At 71.7% G+C, this 17,055-nt stretch carries 13 protein-coding genes; 6 read left to right on the plus strand and 7 right to left on the minus strand.

Annotation, left to right across the window (positions count from 1 at the left end):
• Window positions 1–6: 6 nt before the first annotated feature.
• Genes ACQ5BE_RS04405 through nudC form a run of 3 tightly spaced genes read right to left on the minus strand, consistent with a single transcriptional unit; the run spans window position 7 to window position 3,789 of the window.
• Window positions 7–597, minus strand: coding sequence for a M48 metallopeptidase family protein (locus ACQ5BE_RS04405; protein WP_430295652.1), 591 nt, complete (start codon window positions 595–597; stop codon window positions 7–9).
• Window positions 587–2,710 carry an ATP-dependent DNA helicase UvrD2 gene (locus ACQ5BE_RS04410; RefSeq protein ID WP_430295653.1) on the minus strand — a complete coding sequence of 708 codons (2,124 nt, stop codon included), beginning with the start codon at window positions 2,708–2,710 and terminating at the stop codon, window positions 587–589. The genes ACQ5BE_RS04405 and ACQ5BE_RS04410 overlap by 11 nt, the downstream gene beginning before the upstream one ends.
• Window positions 2,707–3,789, minus strand: a complete 1,083-nt coding sequence (gene nudC / locus ACQ5BE_RS04415) for an NAD(+) diphosphatase (protein WP_430295655.1) — start codon at window positions 3,787–3,789, stop codon at window positions 2,707–2,709. The genes ACQ5BE_RS04410 and nudC overlap by 4 nt, the downstream gene beginning before the upstream one ends.
• Window positions 3,790–3,936: 147 nt before the next feature.
• Here nudC and ACQ5BE_RS04420 point away from each other — a divergent pair, with 147 nt between their 5' ends.
• Complete coding sequence (locus tag ACQ5BE_RS04420; RefSeq protein ID WP_430295656.1) at window positions 3,937–5,043, plus strand: phosphotransferase; 1,107 nt, start codon at window positions 3,937–3,939, stop codon at window positions 5,041–5,043.
• 74 nt (window positions 5,044–5,117) lie between these two features.
• On the opposite strand, the gene ACQ5BE_RS04425 is transcribed toward ACQ5BE_RS04420, so the two are convergent.
• Genes ACQ5BE_RS04425 through ACQ5BE_RS04435 form a run of 3 tightly spaced genes read right to left on the minus strand, consistent with a single transcriptional unit; the run spans window position 5,118 to window position 12,183 of the window.
• Entirely contained in the window at window positions 5,118–8,552 is a 3,435-nt protein-coding gene (locus ACQ5BE_RS04425; protein WP_430295657.1) for an ATP-dependent helicase, read from the minus strand.
• Complete coding sequence (locus tag ACQ5BE_RS04430) at window positions 8,549–11,755, minus strand: ATP-dependent helicase (RefSeq protein ID WP_430295659.1); 3,207 nt, start codon at window positions 11,753–11,755, stop codon at window positions 8,549–8,551. The genes ACQ5BE_RS04425 and ACQ5BE_RS04430 overlap by 4 nt, the downstream gene beginning before the upstream one ends.
• On the minus strand, window positions 11,752–12,183 hold the full coding sequence (locus tag ACQ5BE_RS04435; RefSeq protein ID WP_430295660.1) for an MGMT family protein: 432 nt from the start codon (window positions 12,181–12,183) through the stop codon (window positions 11,752–11,754). The genes ACQ5BE_RS04430 and ACQ5BE_RS04435 overlap by 4 nt, the downstream gene beginning before the upstream one ends.
• Before the next feature lie 67 nt (window positions 12,184–12,250).
• On the opposite strand from ACQ5BE_RS04435, the gene ACQ5BE_RS04440 reads away from it, so the two are divergent.
• From ACQ5BE_RS04440 to ACQ5BE_RS04455, 4 genes are all read left to right on the plus strand, one after another.
• Window positions 12,251–12,958 carry a 3'-5' exonuclease gene (locus ACQ5BE_RS04440; RefSeq protein WP_430295661.1) on the plus strand — a complete coding sequence of 236 codons (708 nt, stop codon included), beginning with the start codon at window positions 12,251–12,253 and terminating at the stop codon, window positions 12,956–12,958.
• Between the two features lie 274 nt (window positions 12,959–13,232).
• Window positions 13,233–14,186 carry an ABC transporter substrate-binding protein gene (locus tag ACQ5BE_RS04445; protein WP_413248157.1) on the plus strand — a complete coding sequence of 318 codons (954 nt, stop codon included), beginning with the start codon at window positions 13,233–13,235 and terminating at the stop codon, window positions 14,184–14,186.
• An 18-nt stretch (window positions 14,187–14,204) separates the two neighbouring features.
• The gene (locus ACQ5BE_RS04450; RefSeq protein ID WP_208709447.1) at window positions 14,205–14,981 is read left to right on the plus strand and encodes an amino acid ABC transporter permease; all 777 of its coding nucleotides are present in this window, start codon (window positions 14,205–14,207) and stop codon (window positions 14,979–14,981) included.
• Window positions 14,978–15,715 carry an amino acid ABC transporter ATP-binding protein gene (locus tag ACQ5BE_RS04455; protein ID WP_430295662.1) on the plus strand — a complete coding sequence of 246 codons (738 nt, stop codon included), beginning with the start codon at window positions 14,978–14,980 and terminating at the stop codon, window positions 15,713–15,715. Before ACQ5BE_RS04450 ends, ACQ5BE_RS04455 begins: the two co-directional genes overlap by 4 nt.
• Before the next feature lie 97 nt (window positions 15,716–15,812).
• On the opposite strand, the gene ACQ5BE_RS04460 is transcribed toward ACQ5BE_RS04455, so the two are convergent.
• Window positions 15,813–16,268, minus strand: a complete 456-nt coding sequence (locus tag ACQ5BE_RS04460; protein WP_430295663.1) for an Lrp/AsnC family transcriptional regulator — start codon at window positions 16,266–16,268, stop codon at window positions 15,813–15,815.
• Window positions 16,269–16,349: 81 nt separating this feature from the next.
• Between ACQ5BE_RS04460 and ACQ5BE_RS04465 the strand changes: the two genes are divergently transcribed.
• Window positions 16,350–17,045, plus strand: a complete 696-nt coding sequence (locus ACQ5BE_RS04465) for a LysE family translocator (protein ID WP_208709451.1) — start codon at window positions 16,350–16,352, stop codon at window positions 17,043–17,045.
• Window positions 17,046–17,055: the final 10 nt, after the last annotated feature.

The following is a 17,055-nucleotide window of genomic DNA, read 5'->3' on the forward strand; positions in this document are numbered from 1 at the left end:
CAGATTTTAAGGGTGTTCCTCGTCCGCGGTAAGACCCCAGCCAGCATCCGTCGGGTCGTCGCCGTCCGGCTGTGGGGCTCCCGGGACGCGAGATGCACCGAAGGCAGCACCAGCGAGGAAGGCCTTGGCCTCCGCCAGGCGCGGATAGCCCTCGAGGCGGCGCCAGAAGGCGGGTCCGTGGCCGGAGACGAGAAGATGCGCGAGCTCGTGGAGGATCACGTAGTCCACAACCCACGACGGCATTCCCTGGAGCTCATGCGAGAGCCGGATGGTCCGCTCGCTCGGTGTGCAGGAGCCCCACCGGCGGCGCTGGTTCGTGACCCACCGGATGGACGCCGGCCGCGCCTGTCCGCCGAGGTAGGCCTCCGCGAGCGCGAGGGCGCGGTCCATCAGGGCCTCGTCCGTCGCAGGCCCGCGGCGCCGGGCGGTGTCCTGCTGGAGCCGCGCCACCATGCGCTCAACCCAGTCGGCCTCCTGCGCGCGCGAGAACCCAGCGGGTATGGCGACCACAGCCTTGTCCCCCTCCCAGAACGCCGACACCGTCTTCCGGCGGCGTGCCGAACGCCGTACCTCGACGCGCGGTGCCTCACGCGTCACGGAGCAGCTCCAGGACGGCGTCGCCGTAGCGCTCGAGCTTGGCCTTGCCCACCCCGGCCACCTGGGACAGTTCGGCAAGGCTCGACGGCTTGGCCTCGGCTATCGCCGTGAGCGTGGCGTCGGTGAAGATGACGAACGCCGGGACGTCGGCATCCCGCGCCTGCTCGAGCCGCCAGCTTCGCAGTGCCTCGAAAGTGGCTTCCTCGTAACTGGGCGGGCAGTTCGAGCAGCGCCCCACCTTGCGTTCGGCGCCGGTGGACAGGATGGCACCGCAGACGCGGCACGTGGTGGGTCCCTTGAGCTCGCGGCGGCCCTTCCGCGGCGCCCCGCCGGAGTGCGATGCCACCGCTCCCCCGGGACGGAGCCCGTCGAGGAACCGTGACGGGCGGCGGTGGGCCCGTCCGCCCGGGGTTCGGGACAGGGACCAGGAGAGGTGCAGGAATTCCCTCGCCCGGGTGATCCCCACATAGAGCAGGCGCCGTTCCTCGTCCACGGTCACGGGCGAATCCGCGAACGAGATGGGCATGAGCCCCTCGCTCAGGCCCACGAGGAACACGGCGTCCCATTCGAGGCCCTTGGCCGAGTGCAGCGACGCAAGCGTGACGCCCTGGACGGCCGGCGCGTGCTGGGCGGTGGAGCGCTCCTGGAGCTCGGCGACGAACTCTGACAGCCCGAACCCCTCCCCGCGCGCCTGGGAGAGCTCGTCGGCGAGGTGCACGAGCGCCGCGAGCGACTCCCACCTCTCCCGGGTCGCCCCGCCGCCCGTGGGGGCCTGCTCCGAGTAGCCCAGCGAGGACAGCACGTCACGCACCCGCTGGCCCACCGGCACGCCGTCGTCCGCGGCCGCGCGCGCCGCACCGCGCAGCTGGAGGAGGCTGTCGCGGACCTCGCGCCGGTTGAAGAAGCGCTCACCGCCGCGCAGCTGGTAGCCGATCCCGGCGGACGAGAGCGCCTGCTCGAACGCCTCGGACTGGCCGTTGGTGCGGAAGAGCACTGCGATGTCCTTCGGCTCCGTCCCCGCCGCGACCAGCGCGGAGATGCGGCGGGCGACGGCGGCCGCCTCAGCTTCGTCGTCCGTGCACTCGGCGAACTCGGGTTCCGGCCCCTTCGGGCGCTGCGCCACGAGCGTGAGCGGCTGCGCCCACCGCGCGTCGGCCGCCGGTCCGGCCGGGCGGCGGGAGGCCAGCAGCTGGTTCGCGAGCTGCACGACCTGCGGGCTCGAGCGGTAGTCGCGGACCAGGCGGATGATCGCGGCGTCGGGGTGCCGCTTGCCGAACTCGAGCAGGTGGGCGCTCGTGGCGCCGGTGAACGAGTAGATCGTCTGGCTCGCGTCGCCCACGACGCACAGTTCTTCCCGCCCGCCGAGCCACAGCTCGAGGAGCCGCTGCTGGAGGGGCGAGACGTCCTGGTACTCGTCGACCACGAAGTGCCGGTACTGATCCCGGACCGTCGCTGCCACCTTCGGGTCCTCCTGGAGGATGCCGACCGTGATCAGCAGGACGTCCTCGAAGTCGATGAGGTTGCGGTCGACCTTGACGTCCTCGTACGCCTCGAACAGCCTGGCGACCGTGGGGGGCTGGAGGCCGCCGGGCTCTCCGCGGCCTGCGGCGCCCTCGAGGTAGGTGGACGGGGTCAGCATGGACACCTTGGCCCATTCGATCTCGGAGGCGAGATCCCGGATTGCTGCCCGGTCCACCGTGAGCCGGAGGCGGCGCGCGGATTCGGCGATGGCCTGCGCCTTCTGCTCGAGCAGGCCCGGGAGGGCTCCGCCGACGGCTTGGGGCCAGAAGTACTGGAGCTGGCGCAGCGCCGCCGCGTGGAACGTGCGGGCCTGCACGCCCCCCGCCCCGAGGTCGCGCAGGCGGGAGCGCATCTCCGCGGCGGCTCGCGCGGTGAAGGTCACGGCGAGGAGCCGCTGCGGCGAGTAGACGCCCGAGTGGACACCGTAGGCAATCCGGTGCGTGATGGCGCGCGTCTTGCCCGTGCCCGCACCGGCCAGGACGCAGACCGGGCCGTGGAGGGTCGTCGCCACCGCGCGCTGCTCCTCGTCGAGGCCGGCGAGCAGGCGCGCCTCCAGGCTGTCCGGCGCGAGGCCGGGAGGCGCTTCACTCACTTGCCCTCCCGCGCGGGCTCCGCGATGGGCCCTCCGAACCAATGCTCGATGAGGGCACGCGAGATCGATAGCCGGCTCGGGAGAGTGATCTCCCCGGACAGGTTGGCGGACTGCAGTTCCTCACGCGTGAACCAGCGCGCCCTCAGGACTTCCTCCCCGTCGGCCTGGGCGGCTGTGTCCTCGGTGCGCGCTGTGAAGCCGAGCATGAGCGACGCCGGGAACGGCCACGGCTGGGACCCGAGGTACTGGCAGTCCGAGACCCGCACCCCGACCTCCTCGCCGACCTCGCGGGCCACCGCCTGCTCGAGGGACTCCCCCGGCTCGACGAAGCCCGCAAGGGTCGAGAACATGTTCGCGCGCATGCGGGCGCCCGTCCCGAGGAGCAGACGGCCGTCGGGGCCCACGACGGTCACGATGATCGCAGGGTCGGTCCGCGGGAAGTGCTCGGAGCCGTCTTCGCGGCACTGGCGCACCCATCCGCTGTGCACGACGGCGGTCGGGGCACCGCAGCGGGGACAGCGCGGGTGCGTCTCGTGCCAGTTGGCAATAGCCGTCGCCTCCAGCAGGATCGCAGCCTCAATCAGGTCGAGACCGGGGCCCGACTCCCGGAATCCGGCCCAGTGGGTGTCTTCCGGCAGAAGGGCCGCGCCCTCGCCGGCCGGTTCCGACATGACTGCTGCGACGGGCTCGACCGGTTCGGGCAGGACGACGAGGACCACGTCGGCACCCGGAGCCGCCCACGGCGTCGTGCGTTCCGAGGGGAGCCGGCCCAGGTAGACCACGAGGCCGCTGAGCCACTCCGCCGGGAGGTCGCGCGCGGGGAGGAACGTGAGGCGGTCGCCGCTGTGTGCGGCACGGCGCTGGGAGAAGAGGACGGCAACCGTGCCGGGGAGGCGCAGGACCGAGGACAGGAAGGAGGCGTCGGCCCGTTCGGCGGAACGGCGGTCCAGCACGGCGTCCTGCACCCTCAGGAGCCGTTCGGAGAGGTGCCCCGCGGCCGGGCCCCCGCCGTCGAACGCCGCGAGCGCGGCGCGGGAGGGCACGGGGGACACGGACGACTCGAGAGGGGCGGAACTCATGGACTCTACGGTACTGACCCGGTCCGACAGCCGCACATCCTCGCCACCGCTGTGGACAGTCGCCCGCACCTCTCCTCGATGTCCTCGTCAGACTCCACTCGGCGTGGATCCGTGATCCGCCCGGGACGTCGGGCTAGCGTGGACAGCGTGAAGCGCACACCGTTCGAGCTGGCCGCCATCGCCACCGCCGCTGTCCCGGGCCTGCGGCCGACCGCTGTCGCCGCCTCCCCCGACGACGCGACGGACTTCGATGCCGCCGTGCTCGAGACTGCAGACGGCCGCAAGTGGCGGATCCGCTGCCCGCGCGGAACCGAGGCGAGCGCGCGGCTCGAGACCGAACTGACGGTGCTCAGGGCCTTCGAACCGTCCGTTCGTGCCGAGCTTCCGTTCCAGATGCCGGCCGTCGCCGGGACGGTGCGCCTCGGCGACCTCACCACCTGCGTCTACACGAACCTCACCGGCACGGTCCGCGAGCTCGACGATCTGGCAGCGGGGAGCAGCACGCTCGCGCAGGAGATCGGCGCCACTCTCGCCGCGATCCACGGGCTCCCGCAGGAGATCGTCGACGACGCCGACCTCCCGGCCTACTCCGCCAACGGATTCCGGCAGCGTCGCCTCAACGAACTCGATCAGGCGGCGACGACCGGCAAGATCCCGCCCATCCTGCTGAAGCGCTGGGAGCAGGCGATGGAGGATGTCACCCTCTGGCGTTTCCACCCGACTGTCGTGCACGGGGACCTGCACGAGGACAACCTCCTCATCGAGGACGACAAGGTGACGGCCGTGACGGGCTGGACCGACCTCCGCATCGGAGACCCCGCCGACGACATCGCCTGGCTCGTGGGATCCAATGAGCAGGGATTCATCGATGCGGTGCTAGCCGCCTACCACGCGGCACGGAAGGAGCCCGTCGACCCCCAGCTGGCCCGCCGCGCGGCGCTGGCGGCCGAGTTCGCCCTCGCGCAGTACCTCGTCAAGGCGCTCGCCCTGCACGACGCCGACGCGGCCCGCGATGCAGAGCAGATGCTCGGGCAGCTCGCCGAGGACATCGAGGCGGACGACAGCGAGGCGGACCCCAGCCCGGCGGCGCGGCGTGCGGAGGACGACGCCGACGACCAGGGCCACGGGGGCGGTTCGGGCGGTTCGGGTGGTTCCGGCGACGCCGGAGCCGGCGTCGTCGCCGGGTCCCGCGAACCTGAGGCCCTGACGGACGCGGTCCCCATCGTCCCCGCCTCGGAGAACACTGGCCGCTGACGGGGCTCCCGGGCGCCGGCCCGATGCGCACCTCGGCTGATCGGGGGGCGTGATGCGGCCGAGGCTCTGCCCGGTCAGTCGAACGCGGCCGCCACGATGGCCTCGAGCTCTGCCTCGCCCGCAAGCCGGTCAGGCCTTACCACGGCGCCGTCCGCGAGGTAGCAGAACGCTGCCCGGATCCTCTCGACCGGCGCCCCGGTGAGGCGCGACCACGCGAGCCGGTACACCGCCAGCTGGACCGACCGGGCCTTCGCGTCCGCGCCCTTCGGTGCGCGCCCCGTCTTCCAGTCCACGAGGTCCCAGCCGCCGTCGGCGTCGCGGAAGACCGCATCGATGCGCCCACGCACGACGACGGGGCCCACCCTCGTCTCGATGGGCACCTCGACGTGCGCGGGACGCCGGTGCGCCCACTCCGAGCGCTTGAACTCGGCCACGAGGGCCGAGAGCTCGTAGGCCTCGTCCACATGCTCGTCTGAGCTGTCGAGCCCGTCGAGATCCAGCATGGCGCTCGTGCCGAAGAACTCCTCGACCCAGGCATGGAAGGCGGTACCCCGCCGGGCGGCCATGCCGGGGCGCCGGGGAATGGGGCGGCGCAGCTGGCGCACGACGGACGCCGGGTCCTCTCCCAGCGCCATCAGCGTCGAGGCCGAGACGTGCTGAGGGAGGCGGACCGAGGAGATGTCGCGGCTCCGGGCCCGTTCGGCGAGAAGGAGCCGGGCCTCCCTCGCCCAGAGTCCGGCACGCCCGGCCGATGCCTGCCCGTCCGGTCCCGGCCCGGGACTCGCGTCGTGCAGCTTCGCCAGGACAGTGGCCGCAGCGGCTTCGACAGCGGCGCGACGTCCCGGGGCGAGGCTCCGCCGGGCGCCGGTCGCCGCATCGACCGGCCCTTCCAGCGGGTCGTACGGCCACGGGGACCGTTCGGCATCGGCACGCAGCGGGTTCTCCTCGGGGAGCTCGTCATCCTCGGCCCATGTGAGGACTTCGAAGCCCTCGGGCTCGGCGATCCCGCGTAGCTCCTCGAGGAACGGGGACGCCGCCATCGGCTTCGAGCGCGTGCTGGTCCACCCGAAGGCGGTGGCCATCAGGAGGGACCGCGCCCGGGTGAACGCGACGTACGCGAGGCGCCTGTCCTCGCGCTCTGCATGCTCGGTGGCATCCTCGGCGAGCAGCTTCTCCGCCTCCACCCAGCCCTTCTTGTCGGGGTGGTCGAGATCCATCTGCGGAAGGTCATCGCGGTCTCCCCGCAGGGGCCAGGGCAGCGCCGCCTGCCCCGAGGTCCAGCGGTCGTTCCCGCCCGAGGGGAACATGCCTTGATTGAGCCCCGCGACAACCACGGCATCCCATTCGAGTCCCTTGGATGCGTGGACCGTGAGGAGCTGGATCGCCCCGGGTGTCGGCTCGGAGGGTGCCATGTCGAGGCCGGACTCCTCCTGGGCCGCTGCCTCGAGCCATGCGAGGAACGCGAGCAGGTCCGCCCTCTGGGCTTGGGCGAGAAAGGACGCCGCAGCCTCGGCAAAGGCATCGAGGTTCCTCCTCGCGGCGTGGACGGAGACGCCCGGGCGCGCTGCGAGCTCGATGTCGAGCAGGAGCGTGCGTTCGACGTGCGAGATGACGGTTCCCAGGTCGTCGCCGGCGAGGGTGCGCAGGGAGCGGAGCTCGTCCCGCAGCCGGCCCAACCGTGACAGCCCCTCGTCGCTGAGGGAACGCCCCGCGCCCGAGGTCCACCCGGGCCGCGGAAGGCGGTCGACTGCCTCGACAAGGCTGGCCGCCTCGGCGAGGTCGCCCTCCACGAGGGTCTCCTCGGCCGTCCCGGGCGCGTCCAGGTCCTCGTCGCGTGGCCGTGCCGCCGCCCGCCGCGTCGAGGCGAGGTGCCGCGACCAGTCAGCCAGCGCCATGAGGTCTGCCGGACCGATCCGCCAGCGAGCTCCGGCCATGAGCCGCATGAGCGCGTCGGACCGGCCCGGGTCGGCGATGACACGCAGCGTGGAGACGATGTCTACGACTTCGGGGGTGTCGAGCAGCCCCCCAAGGCCTACGACCTCGAACGGCAGGCCCCGGCGCTCGAATTCCCGCCGGATCGCCGCGAACTGCGAGCGCTTGCGGCACAGCACGGCCATGGTGGGGCCCTCTGCGCTCGCACCGGCCCGCTCCCCCGGCCGCCCGCTGAGCCAGTCGCGGCGGAACGCGGCCAGCTGGTCAGCCACGGCCTCCGCTTCCTCGCGCTCGTCGGCGAATCTCCCCAGCAGGACGCGGCCTTCACCCGCGCCGGGACGCGGTTCGAGCCGGCGCACGTCAACGAGGGCGCTGCGGGGTGAGTAGGCGGGCGGCGCGCCGAGGGGACCGGAGACGGCGTTCGCCGTCGCGAGGACCCGGACGCTGTTGCGCCACGCCGTCGTGAGGTGGCTGGTCCACGCCGGCGCCCAGCCGCCCTCAGCCGTCGACCGCGGGAAGAGGTGCGGGAACCCCTCGAGCTGGCCAGCGGAGGCGCCGCGGAAGCCGTAGATCGACTGGTTCGGGTCTCCGACGGCCGTCACCGCGTGGCCGGCACCGAACAGCTGCGAGAACAGCACGGCCTGGGCATGGGAGGTGTCCTGGAACTCATCGAGGAGGACGGTGCGGTACTGGTGCCTCAAGAGCTGTCCCGCCTGGGGCACCGTGGAGGCGATGCGGGCTGCGAGCGCTACGAGGTCGCCGAAGTCGAGGGCGCCGCGTGCCGTCTTCGCCTCCGCGTACCGTGCGACCAGACCGGCCACCAGGGCCCGCGTCCGGAAGGTGGAGAGCAGCTTCGCAGCCGCCGAGGCCGGGCCGCCGCGACCGCTCGAGAGCGCGAGGCCCTCGAACTGGTCTGCAGTCGCCTCGAGCCATTCCCGGACCTCCGCGGGGTCCCGCAGGTGTTCGGCGCACTCGCCCGAGAGCTGGAGGACTGCGGAGATCAGGGTGGTCTTTGCGGGGAAGCCGTCCCAGACGGCGCCGTCGTACGACTCGACCACATGGGCGGCAAGCTGGAAAGACTGCGCGGCCCCCAGCAGGACGGCGTCGCGCTCGACACCGAGGCGCAGGCCATGGTCCTGCACGACCGTGTTGGCGAACGAGTGGTAGGTGGAGACCGTCGGCTCGAGCGCCTGCGGGTCCGCCGCTGCCGCGGCGAGGCCCACGATGCCGCGGCGCGCCAGACGTGAGAGCCGGACCAGCTGTGCCCTGATGCGCGCGGCAAGCTCGCCTGCTGCCTTCCGCGTGAACGTCACCCCGAGGACCTCCTCGGGTCGGACCCATCCGTTGGCGACGAGCCAGACGACCCGGTCCGCCATTGTCGCCGTCTTCCCCGAGCCTGCACCCGCGATGACGAGGCGGGGCTCGAGGGGGGACGAGATGATCTCCGACTGCTGCGCCGTGGGCCGGTGCTGGCCGAGGAGGTCCGCGAGCTCCTCGGGTGTGAAGCGTGGATCTGGCAGGACACCCGGTGCCTCTCGGCCTGCGTCCTCAAGCCCCGCGGCAAGGTCGGCACTCATTCGGTCACCTGCCTTCCCCGCACGCACAGCGGGCAGATGTCGGGCAGCCGGCACCCGCCGGAGAACCCGGCCCCCGGCTCGTGGCGCGCCTCGAATTCGGCGGCCGACATCGTCTCGGCGGCCGACTCGACGAGCCTGATCGCCCACGCGGCGTCCTCCAGGGCGGCCTGCTGCTGGATGCTGAGCTTCTTCGTCTTCTCGCCGAGCTGCACCAGCTCGGCGCCGCCTGGCGCGCCGTCCTGCCCTTCGAAGGCGCCCGCCGCCACGGCGACCTGGTAGGCGGCGAGCTGGGCGTGCTCGTCGATCTCGTCCGCGGTGGGCTTTCGCCGCCCGGTCTTGAGGTCGACGACGACGAGCCGCCCCGCGCTGTCGAGCTCGAGCCGGTCCACCTGTCCCCGCAGGACGGTGCGGGCGGCAACCTCAGCGGTGCCGTGGCCCGCCAAGGAGGCCTCGAAGTCCACCTCGACGCCCAGCAGCTCGCGGCCGTTGGCGCGCACGTACTCCGCGAGCTTCTCGACCATGCCGGCGGCGCGTTCGAAGTCGACGTGCCCTTCCCACGTGTCCGGCAGTCCGAGACTGGGCCAGCGCCGCCGGAGCTCGGCGAGGTAGTCGGCGGCGCTTCCGTCCGGTACATCCTGCGCGATTCCGTGCACGAGGGTCCCGAGGCTGCGCGCGAAGTCTGTCGCGGCCTCGCCACCGGCGGCCGATACGAACCAGTCGAGGGGGTTCTTCGTCGCGGTCTCGATGCGGGACGGGGAGACGTAGACGGCGCCGTCCTCGGGAACGACAGGCCCCGTGCTGCTCAACGGCGCGAGCCCGTACCACTCGCCGGGATGGGCTCCAGGAGCCCCTGCAGCCGCGAGCTGGGACAGGAGGGCCGCCGCGTCCTCCGCATCCCCATCCGCTGCCTCGACGGCCTGCCTGAGCTCGGCGACGAGGGGCCGCAGGCCCAGGGTCCGGGGCACGTCCGTGTAGGGCCGCACTGGGTCCACGCCCTCGGGCGGCGGTGCAACGTAGTCGAGGAACGGGCTGGGAATCTCGTCCTCGTTCGACGCGCCCGTGCAGACGAGCCGTTCGGAGGCGCGGGAGACGGCGGCCGAGAAGCTGCGCAGCTCGTCGTACCGGATGTCGGTCACCCTCGCGCGTGGCCCCACGAGCAGAGCCGAGACCACGCCGAGCTCGAGGCAGTCCGTGAACAGCGTGCTGCCCAGCAGCTCACCGCGGAGCCTGGTGTTCGGCCAGACTCCGTCCTGCAGCCCGGCGACGAACACGAGCCGCCACTCGCGGCCCGCTGCGCTGGCGGGGGTCAGGAGCTCGACGGCGTCCTCCGCCTGCGCGCGGGGAGCAAGTGTGTCCATCGGCAGCTCCTGCTCGGTGAGGTAGTCGAGGAACTGTCCCGGGGATGCACCGGGAAGGCGGTCCACGTACCGCTCTGCCGTGTGGAAGAGTGCCATGAGTGCATCGAGGTCTCGGTCGGCGCGCAGACCGAGAGGACCCCCGGCAAGGGCGAGCTCGTACCAGCGGCGGGCGAGGCCGGCCGCCTCCCACAGGGCCCACAGGACTGTCTCAGCGGTCGCTCCGGGCTCCGCGGCGGCGCTGCGCCCCCGCGCAATCACCCGGGCGATCCGACGGGCTGCGCCCGCCTCGAGCCCGAGCCCGTCGAGTGCGGCGGGCGCTTCGAGCGCCTCGACGAGGAGGGCATCGCTCGAACGGCCCCCGCCCTCGGAGAGCTCGAGCTGGCGCAGGGCCTGCCGCAGCCTTCGCAGGTCCAGGGCCGAGGCGCCTCCGAGGCGGGAGGTGAGGAGTTCGACGGCGGTCTCGGGTGTGAGCTCGTGGGGTGCCAGGGCGATGCGGAACGCGGTCAGGAGGGGGCGGACGGCCGCCTCGTCCCGGACCGCCGTCTCGGCGACGGGCACCTTGACGGGGACGCCCTGCCCCGCGAGGAACCGCTGGATCTGCTCGAGCTTCGCTCCTGACCTGACGATGACTGCCATCTCGCCGTACCCGACCCCACCCAGGAGCCTCGCGTCCTGGATCCGGTGGGCGAGGTAGCGCAGCTCGTGGAGCGAGGAGTGGAGGACGTGGGCCTCCGCCGTGGACAGCCGCTCCTGCTCCGTGCCCGCTTCCCGGCCGTCCCCGGTGAGCCGTCGTGCCGCCTGCCCGCCGGGGACGGTGGAGATCCGCTGCGCCACGCTCTTCCAGGCCTCGGCGACGCCCTCGGGCAGCCGGTGCGAGGTGGTGAGCGAGAGTTCCGTCAGGGAGCCCAAGAGCCCGCGGAGACGGGGCACGAGTTCCGGGCGGGCGCCGCGGAATCCCTGGACGACGACGTCCGGCGCCGCGGTTGCGAGGACATCTCGGCCCTCCCCCAGCACTGCAAGGAGTTCGAGGACCGAGGGGGTCGACTCCTGGACGTCGTCGACGCAGATGAGCTCGAGGCGGCCGCGCTCGTCCGCCAGCAGCCCGGGGTCCTCGAGGAGGATCATCCGTGCTGCCGTGATGATGCCGGCCGGGTCGAACGCCTCCGGCATGCGCAGTTCGAGGACGTCCCGGTACTCCGTGTACAAGTCTGCGGCAGCCTCCCATTCGGGGCGCCCCGCGCGGCGGCCCAGGTCGGCGAGCTCGTCCGCCGTCGTTCCGTACTCAGTGACGCGGTCGAAGAGCTCGCGCACCTCCTGTCGGAACCCGCGAGTGGACAGCGCCGGCCCGAAGCCGTCCGGCCACGCCGGCCCGCTCCCCGACAGGCGGTGGCCCTCGAGCAGCTCCTTGATGATGAGGTCCTGCTCGGCACCCGACAGGAGCCGCGGCGCCCGGGGCAGCCAGTCGAGTCGGCCCTCGGCGCGGGAACGGCGGATGAGGTCGAACGCGTAGGAGGACCAGGTGCGGGCCGGCGGAGCGCTGAGGCTCCGCTTGAGCCGCGCCGTGAAGGCGTCACGCAGGCGCGCGGATGCCGCCCGGGACGGCGCCAGGAGGAGGACCCGCGCAGGGTCCAGCCCGTCCCGTTCCACACGGAGCGCGGCCGCCTCCACGAGCAGCCGGCTCTTCCCCGTGCCGGGAGCACCCCAGACGAGCACCGGGCCCGACCCGCGTGTGAGCGCCAGGACCTGCGCCTGGTCCGGGGACGGCGACCACGTGGGCCCTGTGGCCGTGTCCGCCGGGGGCAGGAGGCGAAGGGCCGGGGCGCTGTGCGAAGCGGTGGCGGTCATGGGTCCATTCCACTGTCCGGGTCCGACATTCCTCGTCCCGCCAGCCCGCGGGCGGACCACTGCCGGTGGAGGCGCTCGCAGAGGCGGTCGGCAATCGCCTCGACCGCGTCGAGCTCGGCATCCGTCGGCGCCCAGCGCGCCCGCTGGATGTCCACCTTCCACGTTCCCCTCGCGGGATCGCCCCGGAGAGGCGTCCCCTCCGCGCGGTAGCGTTCGAGGGCGGCGGCCTCATGGTGCTCGGGCGCCTCGCCGCTCGCCCTGAGGACGCGCCACCAGCACACGGCGGCGCCGCGGTGGGACATCACCGCACCGACCTGCCGCGGGCCGCCTGCCCCGAGGAGCTCAGCGACATCCCCGTAGGACACGACGGAGCCGGGAGGAACGAGGTCGACGACGGCCAGGACCGCCTCGACGAACTCCTCCCGCATCGTCCCAGCCTACTGCGGGCGGCGTGGGCGCCCGTGGATTGTCGGTGCCCCCGGATAGCGTGGCCGCATGAGCTGGAACACCAACGCACGAGCGGCCTTCGACCTCGAGACGACCGGCCGGAACTCCCGGGCCGCGCGCATCGTGACCGCGAGCATCGTCGTCCTGGGACCCGACGGCGCCATCCAGGCGGAACACGAGTGGCTCGCCGACCCTGGTGTCGACATCCCTGCCGAGGCCGCACAGGTGCACGGCATCACCACCGAGAAGGCGAGGGCTGAGGGCCGTCCCGCGGCGGCCGTCGTCGCCGAGGTGGCGCAGACGCTGCAGGCCCTCTTCGACGCAGGCACGCCGGTGGTGGCCTTCAATGCCGCCTACGACTTCACGGTCATGGCCGCGGAGTGCGCCCGCCATGGGCTTCCGCAGCTCACCCGGTTCCCGGTCCTCGACCCGTACGTCATCAACAAGCAGGTCGAGAGGTTCCGCCGGGGCAAGCGCACCCTCGGAGCGCTCTGCGAGCAGTACGGCGTGATCCTCGACGACGCCCACACGTCAGCGGCGGACGCGCTCGCGGCCGCCCAGCTCCTCGACGCGATGGCGTCGCGCTTCCCCGAGCTCCACAAGCCGGCCCCGCATCTGCACAAGAGCCAGGTCGAGTGGTCCGCCGCGCAGGCTGCCGACTTCCAGGCGTACCTCCGCAAGACCAAGCCCACCGCCGTCGTCGAGGGCGACTGGCCCGTCCTCGCGCCGCACGACACCGGCGGAGGGGGCTTCTAGTGAGAGCGAAGTCACAGCGTTCCCTGACCGGCGGCGCCGGGCCATCCAGCCGCCGCTGTTCAGGACAGGCGCGCCGAGCTGCCCGGCGTCGCGCGCGGGTTGCACCGCGACTCGAAGGATCTTCGAAGAGTTTGGCAATGTTGCGAAATATGTTCAGCCTGTAACGCTGGGACGGTCGCCCTTCATAATGGTATGCAGCCCATGACGCCCACCGACGTGCCGACCGCACGTCGCTAACGCGCGTCCGGCGTCCATACCAGAAAGCGAAGGCTCCATGAAGCTCAAAGCACCCAAGTGGCTTACTGCCGCCCCCCTTGCGGCCGTCCTCGCGCTGACGCTCGCCGCCTGCGGCGGGGGGTCGACGTCGTCGTCGGGCACTCCGACCGATGCCCTCAAGGGCAGCGACCAGCAGACCCTCGACAAGTACACGACCGACTCCGTCACCCCGCTGGACCAGATCGACACGTCCAAGCTGGGGCTGATCACGCCCGGCACGATCAAGGTCGGCACCCTCTCCGACGCGCCGCCGAACATCTTCATCGACAGCAGCGGCAACTTCACCGGCTACGACAATGAGCTGCTCAAGGCGATGGCCGCGAAGCTCGGCCTCAAGGTCGAGTTCGTCTCGACGAAGTTCCAGAGCCTCCTCGCGCAGGTCAAGACCAAGCAGTTCGACATGGGCTCTTCCTCGATCTCCACGACGGATGCCCGGCGCGAGACTGTCGCCTTCACGAACGGCTACGACTTCGGCTACATGGCGATCGTGACCAAGGAGGGCGCGAAGGTGAAGACCTTCGACGACCTCAAGGACGGCGTCCGCATCGGCGTCGTGCAGGGCACGGTCCAGGACGACTTCGTCACCAACACGCTCAAGCTCGAGCCGGTGCGCTTCCCGGACTACAACACCGTCTACGCCAACGTGAAGAGCGGCCAGATCGACGCCTGGGTCGCTCCGTCCCAGCAGGCGGAGGGCCAGGTCAAGGCCGGCGACGGGACCACGATCGCCCAGAAGAAGGTCAACACCCAGAACTTCACGGCCTATGCGGTCGCGAAGGACAACCAGCCCCTCACCGACGCCCTGAACTCGGCCCTCGACGCCGTGATCGCGGACGGCACGTGGTCCAAGCTCACCGCTCAGTGGTACCCGGACCGCGCGACGCTGAAGGACCAGACGCCGGAGGGCTGGAAGCCTGGAAGCAAGGCCGTCAAGGTCAGCGAAGCGAAGTAGTCGACGGACAGAGGCCACATGGATTACCTCAGCAAACTCGGCGAGACCTTCTTCGACTGGAAGGTCATCGGCGACGTCCTCCCGACCATGTTCGCGGTCGGCCTGCCGAACACGCTCGTGCTTGCGGTCTCCTCGGGGATCATCGGCACGCTGCTCGGCATGCTGCTCGCCCTCATGGGGATCTCGCGGAATCCTGTGGTCCGGTGGATCGCCCGGGGGTACACGGACATCTTCCGTGGACTCCCGGCGATCCTCACCATCCTCGCGATCAGCCTGGGCTTCGGCCCGATCCTCCGTGAGCTCACGGGCATCACGAGCCCCTACCCGATGGGTGTCGCTGCCCTGTCGCTGATCTCGGCCGCCTATATCGGCGAGATCTTCCGCTCGGGCATCCAGAGCGTCGACAAGGGCCAGCTCGAGGCGGCGCGCGCGCTCGGCTTCGGCTACGGCCCGTCGATGCGGATGATCGTCGTGCCCCAGGGCGTCCGGCGCGTCCTGCCCGCGCTGATGAACCAGTTCATCGCCCTGATCAAGGACTCGTCGCTCGTCTTCACCATCGGCGTCACGTCCCGGGAGCGCGAGCTGTTCCAGATCGGACAGGACACCGCAGCCAACACCGGGAACCTCTCGCCGTACGTCGCCGCCGCCATCTTCTACCTGGTGCTCACCATTCCGCTCACGCACCTCGTGAACTGGATCGATGCCCGGCTGCGGACAGGCCGCGCCCAGGAGCGGGCCGAGAAGATTGAACCGGACGAGGCCGCAGCTGTCGTCGGGAAGGGAGCCCAGCCGTGAGCCAGTTCTCCTCGGGATCGCTCGAGGCACAGGGAATCCACCTCGCCTTCGGCGCCAACAAGGTGCTCCGGGGCATCGACCTCAAGGTCCCCGCGGGCACGACGGCCTCGGTCATCGGGCCCTCGGGGTCGGGGAAGTCGACGCTCCTGCGCGTGATGAACCGGCTCATCGAGCCCGACGCCGGGGACATCCTCCTCGACGGGAAGTCGGTCCTCAAGGACAATCCGGACGAGCTGCGGCGGCGCATCGGCATGGTGTTCCAGCAGTTCAACCTGTTCCCGCACAAGAGCGTCGGCGAGAACGTAGCGTTCGCACTCCGCAAGCTGCGCGGGCTCTCCAAGGGCCAGGCGCGCGAGGAGGCCCTCGCCCAGCTCGACCTCGTGGGCCTCAAGCACAAGGCGGACGTCCGTCCGGCCACCCTCTCGGGTGGCCAGCAGCAGCGCGTGGCGATCGCGCGCGCGCTCGCCATGAAGCCCGAGGTGATGTTCTTCGACGAGGCGACGTCCGCCCTCGACCCCGAGCTCGTCAAGGGCATCCTCGCGCTCATGACGGACCTCGCGAAGGGTGGCATGACCATGGTCGTCGTGACCCACGAGATGGGCTTCTCGCGCAACGTCTCCGACACCGTCACGTTCATGGACGGAGGCGTCGCCGTGGAGTCCGGGCCGCCCGAGCAGGTCTTCGACGCGCCGCAGACCGAGCGGCTGAAGCGGTTCCTGAGCGACGTGCTCTGACCAAGGAGCTCAGCTCAACCGCGCACGCGCACGACGGCGGGGTCCCCACTCTGGTGGGCACCCCGCCGTCGTGCGTGTGAGGCCGCCCCGCGCGGCACTACAGCGGCAGCTCTCCGGCACCCTTGAGGTCGCGCATCACGATGGTCGAGGTGAGCTTGGCGACGCCGGGCAGCGCGGCGAGGTGCTCGTCGTAGAGGCGCTGGTAGGCGGGCAGGTCCTCTGCGACGCAGCGCAGCAGGAAGTCGGGGTCGCCGAAGAGCCGGTAGCCCTCGATGATCTGCGGCTCCGCGACCACTGCGTCCTCGAAAGCCCGGATGGCATCCCGGGAGGTCTCGCGGAGGGTCACGAAGACCATCGCCCCGAACCCCAGGCCGACCTTGCCCGGGTCCACCTCTGCCCGATAGCCGCGGATCACCCCGCTCGACTCGAGATCCTTGAGCCGGCGGTGGCAGGGCGCGACCGTCAGGCCGACCTCCGAGGCGAGCGCCGTCGCCGTCATCCGCCCGTCCTTCTGCAGGGTGCGCAAAATACTTCTGTCGAGAGCATCGATCACTCTCAGAATCTATCTCACAAGGGCCGCCAAGCACGATAATCGGCGAGCACTTCTTCCCCGATTCTCCGTACTCTTGCTGGCATGGACCTGACCCCGTTCCTCGGCTTCGCCGGCATCTCGCTCACCCTCGCCCTCACGCCCGGGGCAGACTGGGCCTACACGATCGCCGCCGGCCTCCGCCCGGGATCGCCGGCGCCGTCGGTCGCGGGGCTGTGCGCGGGCTACATCGTCCACACCGCGCTCGTCGCAGCAGGCCTCGGGGTCCTGCTCGCGGCCCGTCCGGATCTCGTGGCATGGCTCTCTGTCGCCGGAGCGGTCTACCTCCTCTGGCTCGGGGCGACGACGGCGCGGGGCTGGCGCCGCGCAGGCTTCACCGGAGGCGAGGCCACCCTGCCGTCGGGGGGATCCCTCGGCGACGCCGTGGACACCCGGGGCGGCGCCGCAGGCACCCGCGGCCCCGTGCTCGACTTCCTCAAGGGCCTGGGCACGAGCGGGATCAACCCGAAGGCGCTGCTGCTCTTCGCCGCCGTCATGCCGCAGTTCATCCGGACGGACTCCCCGCTGCCGGTCGTCGCCCAGACGACCACCATGGGACTCACGCACCTGGCGTTCACCGTGGTCGTCTACAGCCTCGTCGCGGTCGCGGCGCGGCGCCTCCTGGCCGCCAAGCCGAAGCGCGCGCAGGCCGTCACGCTCGTCAGCGGCGTCCTCATGCTCGGCATCGGCGGACTGCTCCTCGTCGAGCAGGCCGTGGGCCTCGCAGCCGCCGTCGCCTGACGCGCGGCGC

This window comes from Sinomonas sp. B1-1, assembly GCF_050474465.1.
Lineage (GTDB): Bacteria > Actinomycetota > Actinomycetes > Actinomycetales > Micrococcaceae > Sinomonas > Sinomonas flava.

Coding starts and splice junctions, on each gene's coding strand:
- nudC (WP_430295655.1), bottom strand. CDS start 3,789: ATGAGTTCCGCCCCTCTCGAGTCGTCCGTGTCCCCCGTGCCCTCCCGC.
- ACQ5BE_RS04425 (WP_430295657.1), bottom strand. CDS start 8,552: ATGAGTGCCGACCTTGCCGCGGGGCTTGAGGACGCAGGCCGAGAGGCA.
- ACQ5BE_RS04430 (WP_430295659.1), bottom strand. CDS start 11,755: ATGACCGCCACCGCTTCGCACAGCGCCCCGGCCCTTCGCCTCCTGCCC.
- ACQ5BE_RS04435 (WP_430295660.1), bottom strand. CDS start 12,183: ATGCGGGAGGAGTTCGTCGAGGCGGTCCTGGCCGTCGTCGACCTCGTT.
- ACQ5BE_RS04440 (WP_430295661.1), top strand. CDS start 12,251: ATGAGCTGGAACACCAACGCACGAGCGGCCTTCGACCTCGAGACGACC.
- ACQ5BE_RS04445 (WP_413248157.1), top strand. CDS start 13,233: ATGAAGCTCAAAGCACCCAAGTGGCTTACTGCCGCCCCCCTTGCGGCC.
- ACQ5BE_RS04450 (WP_208709447.1), top strand. CDS start 14,205: ATGGATTACCTCAGCAAACTCGGCGAGACCTTCTTCGACTGGAAGGTC.
- ACQ5BE_RS04465 (WP_208709451.1), top strand. CDS start 16,350: ATGGACCTGACCCCGTTCCTCGGCTTCGCCGGCATCTCGCTCACCCTC.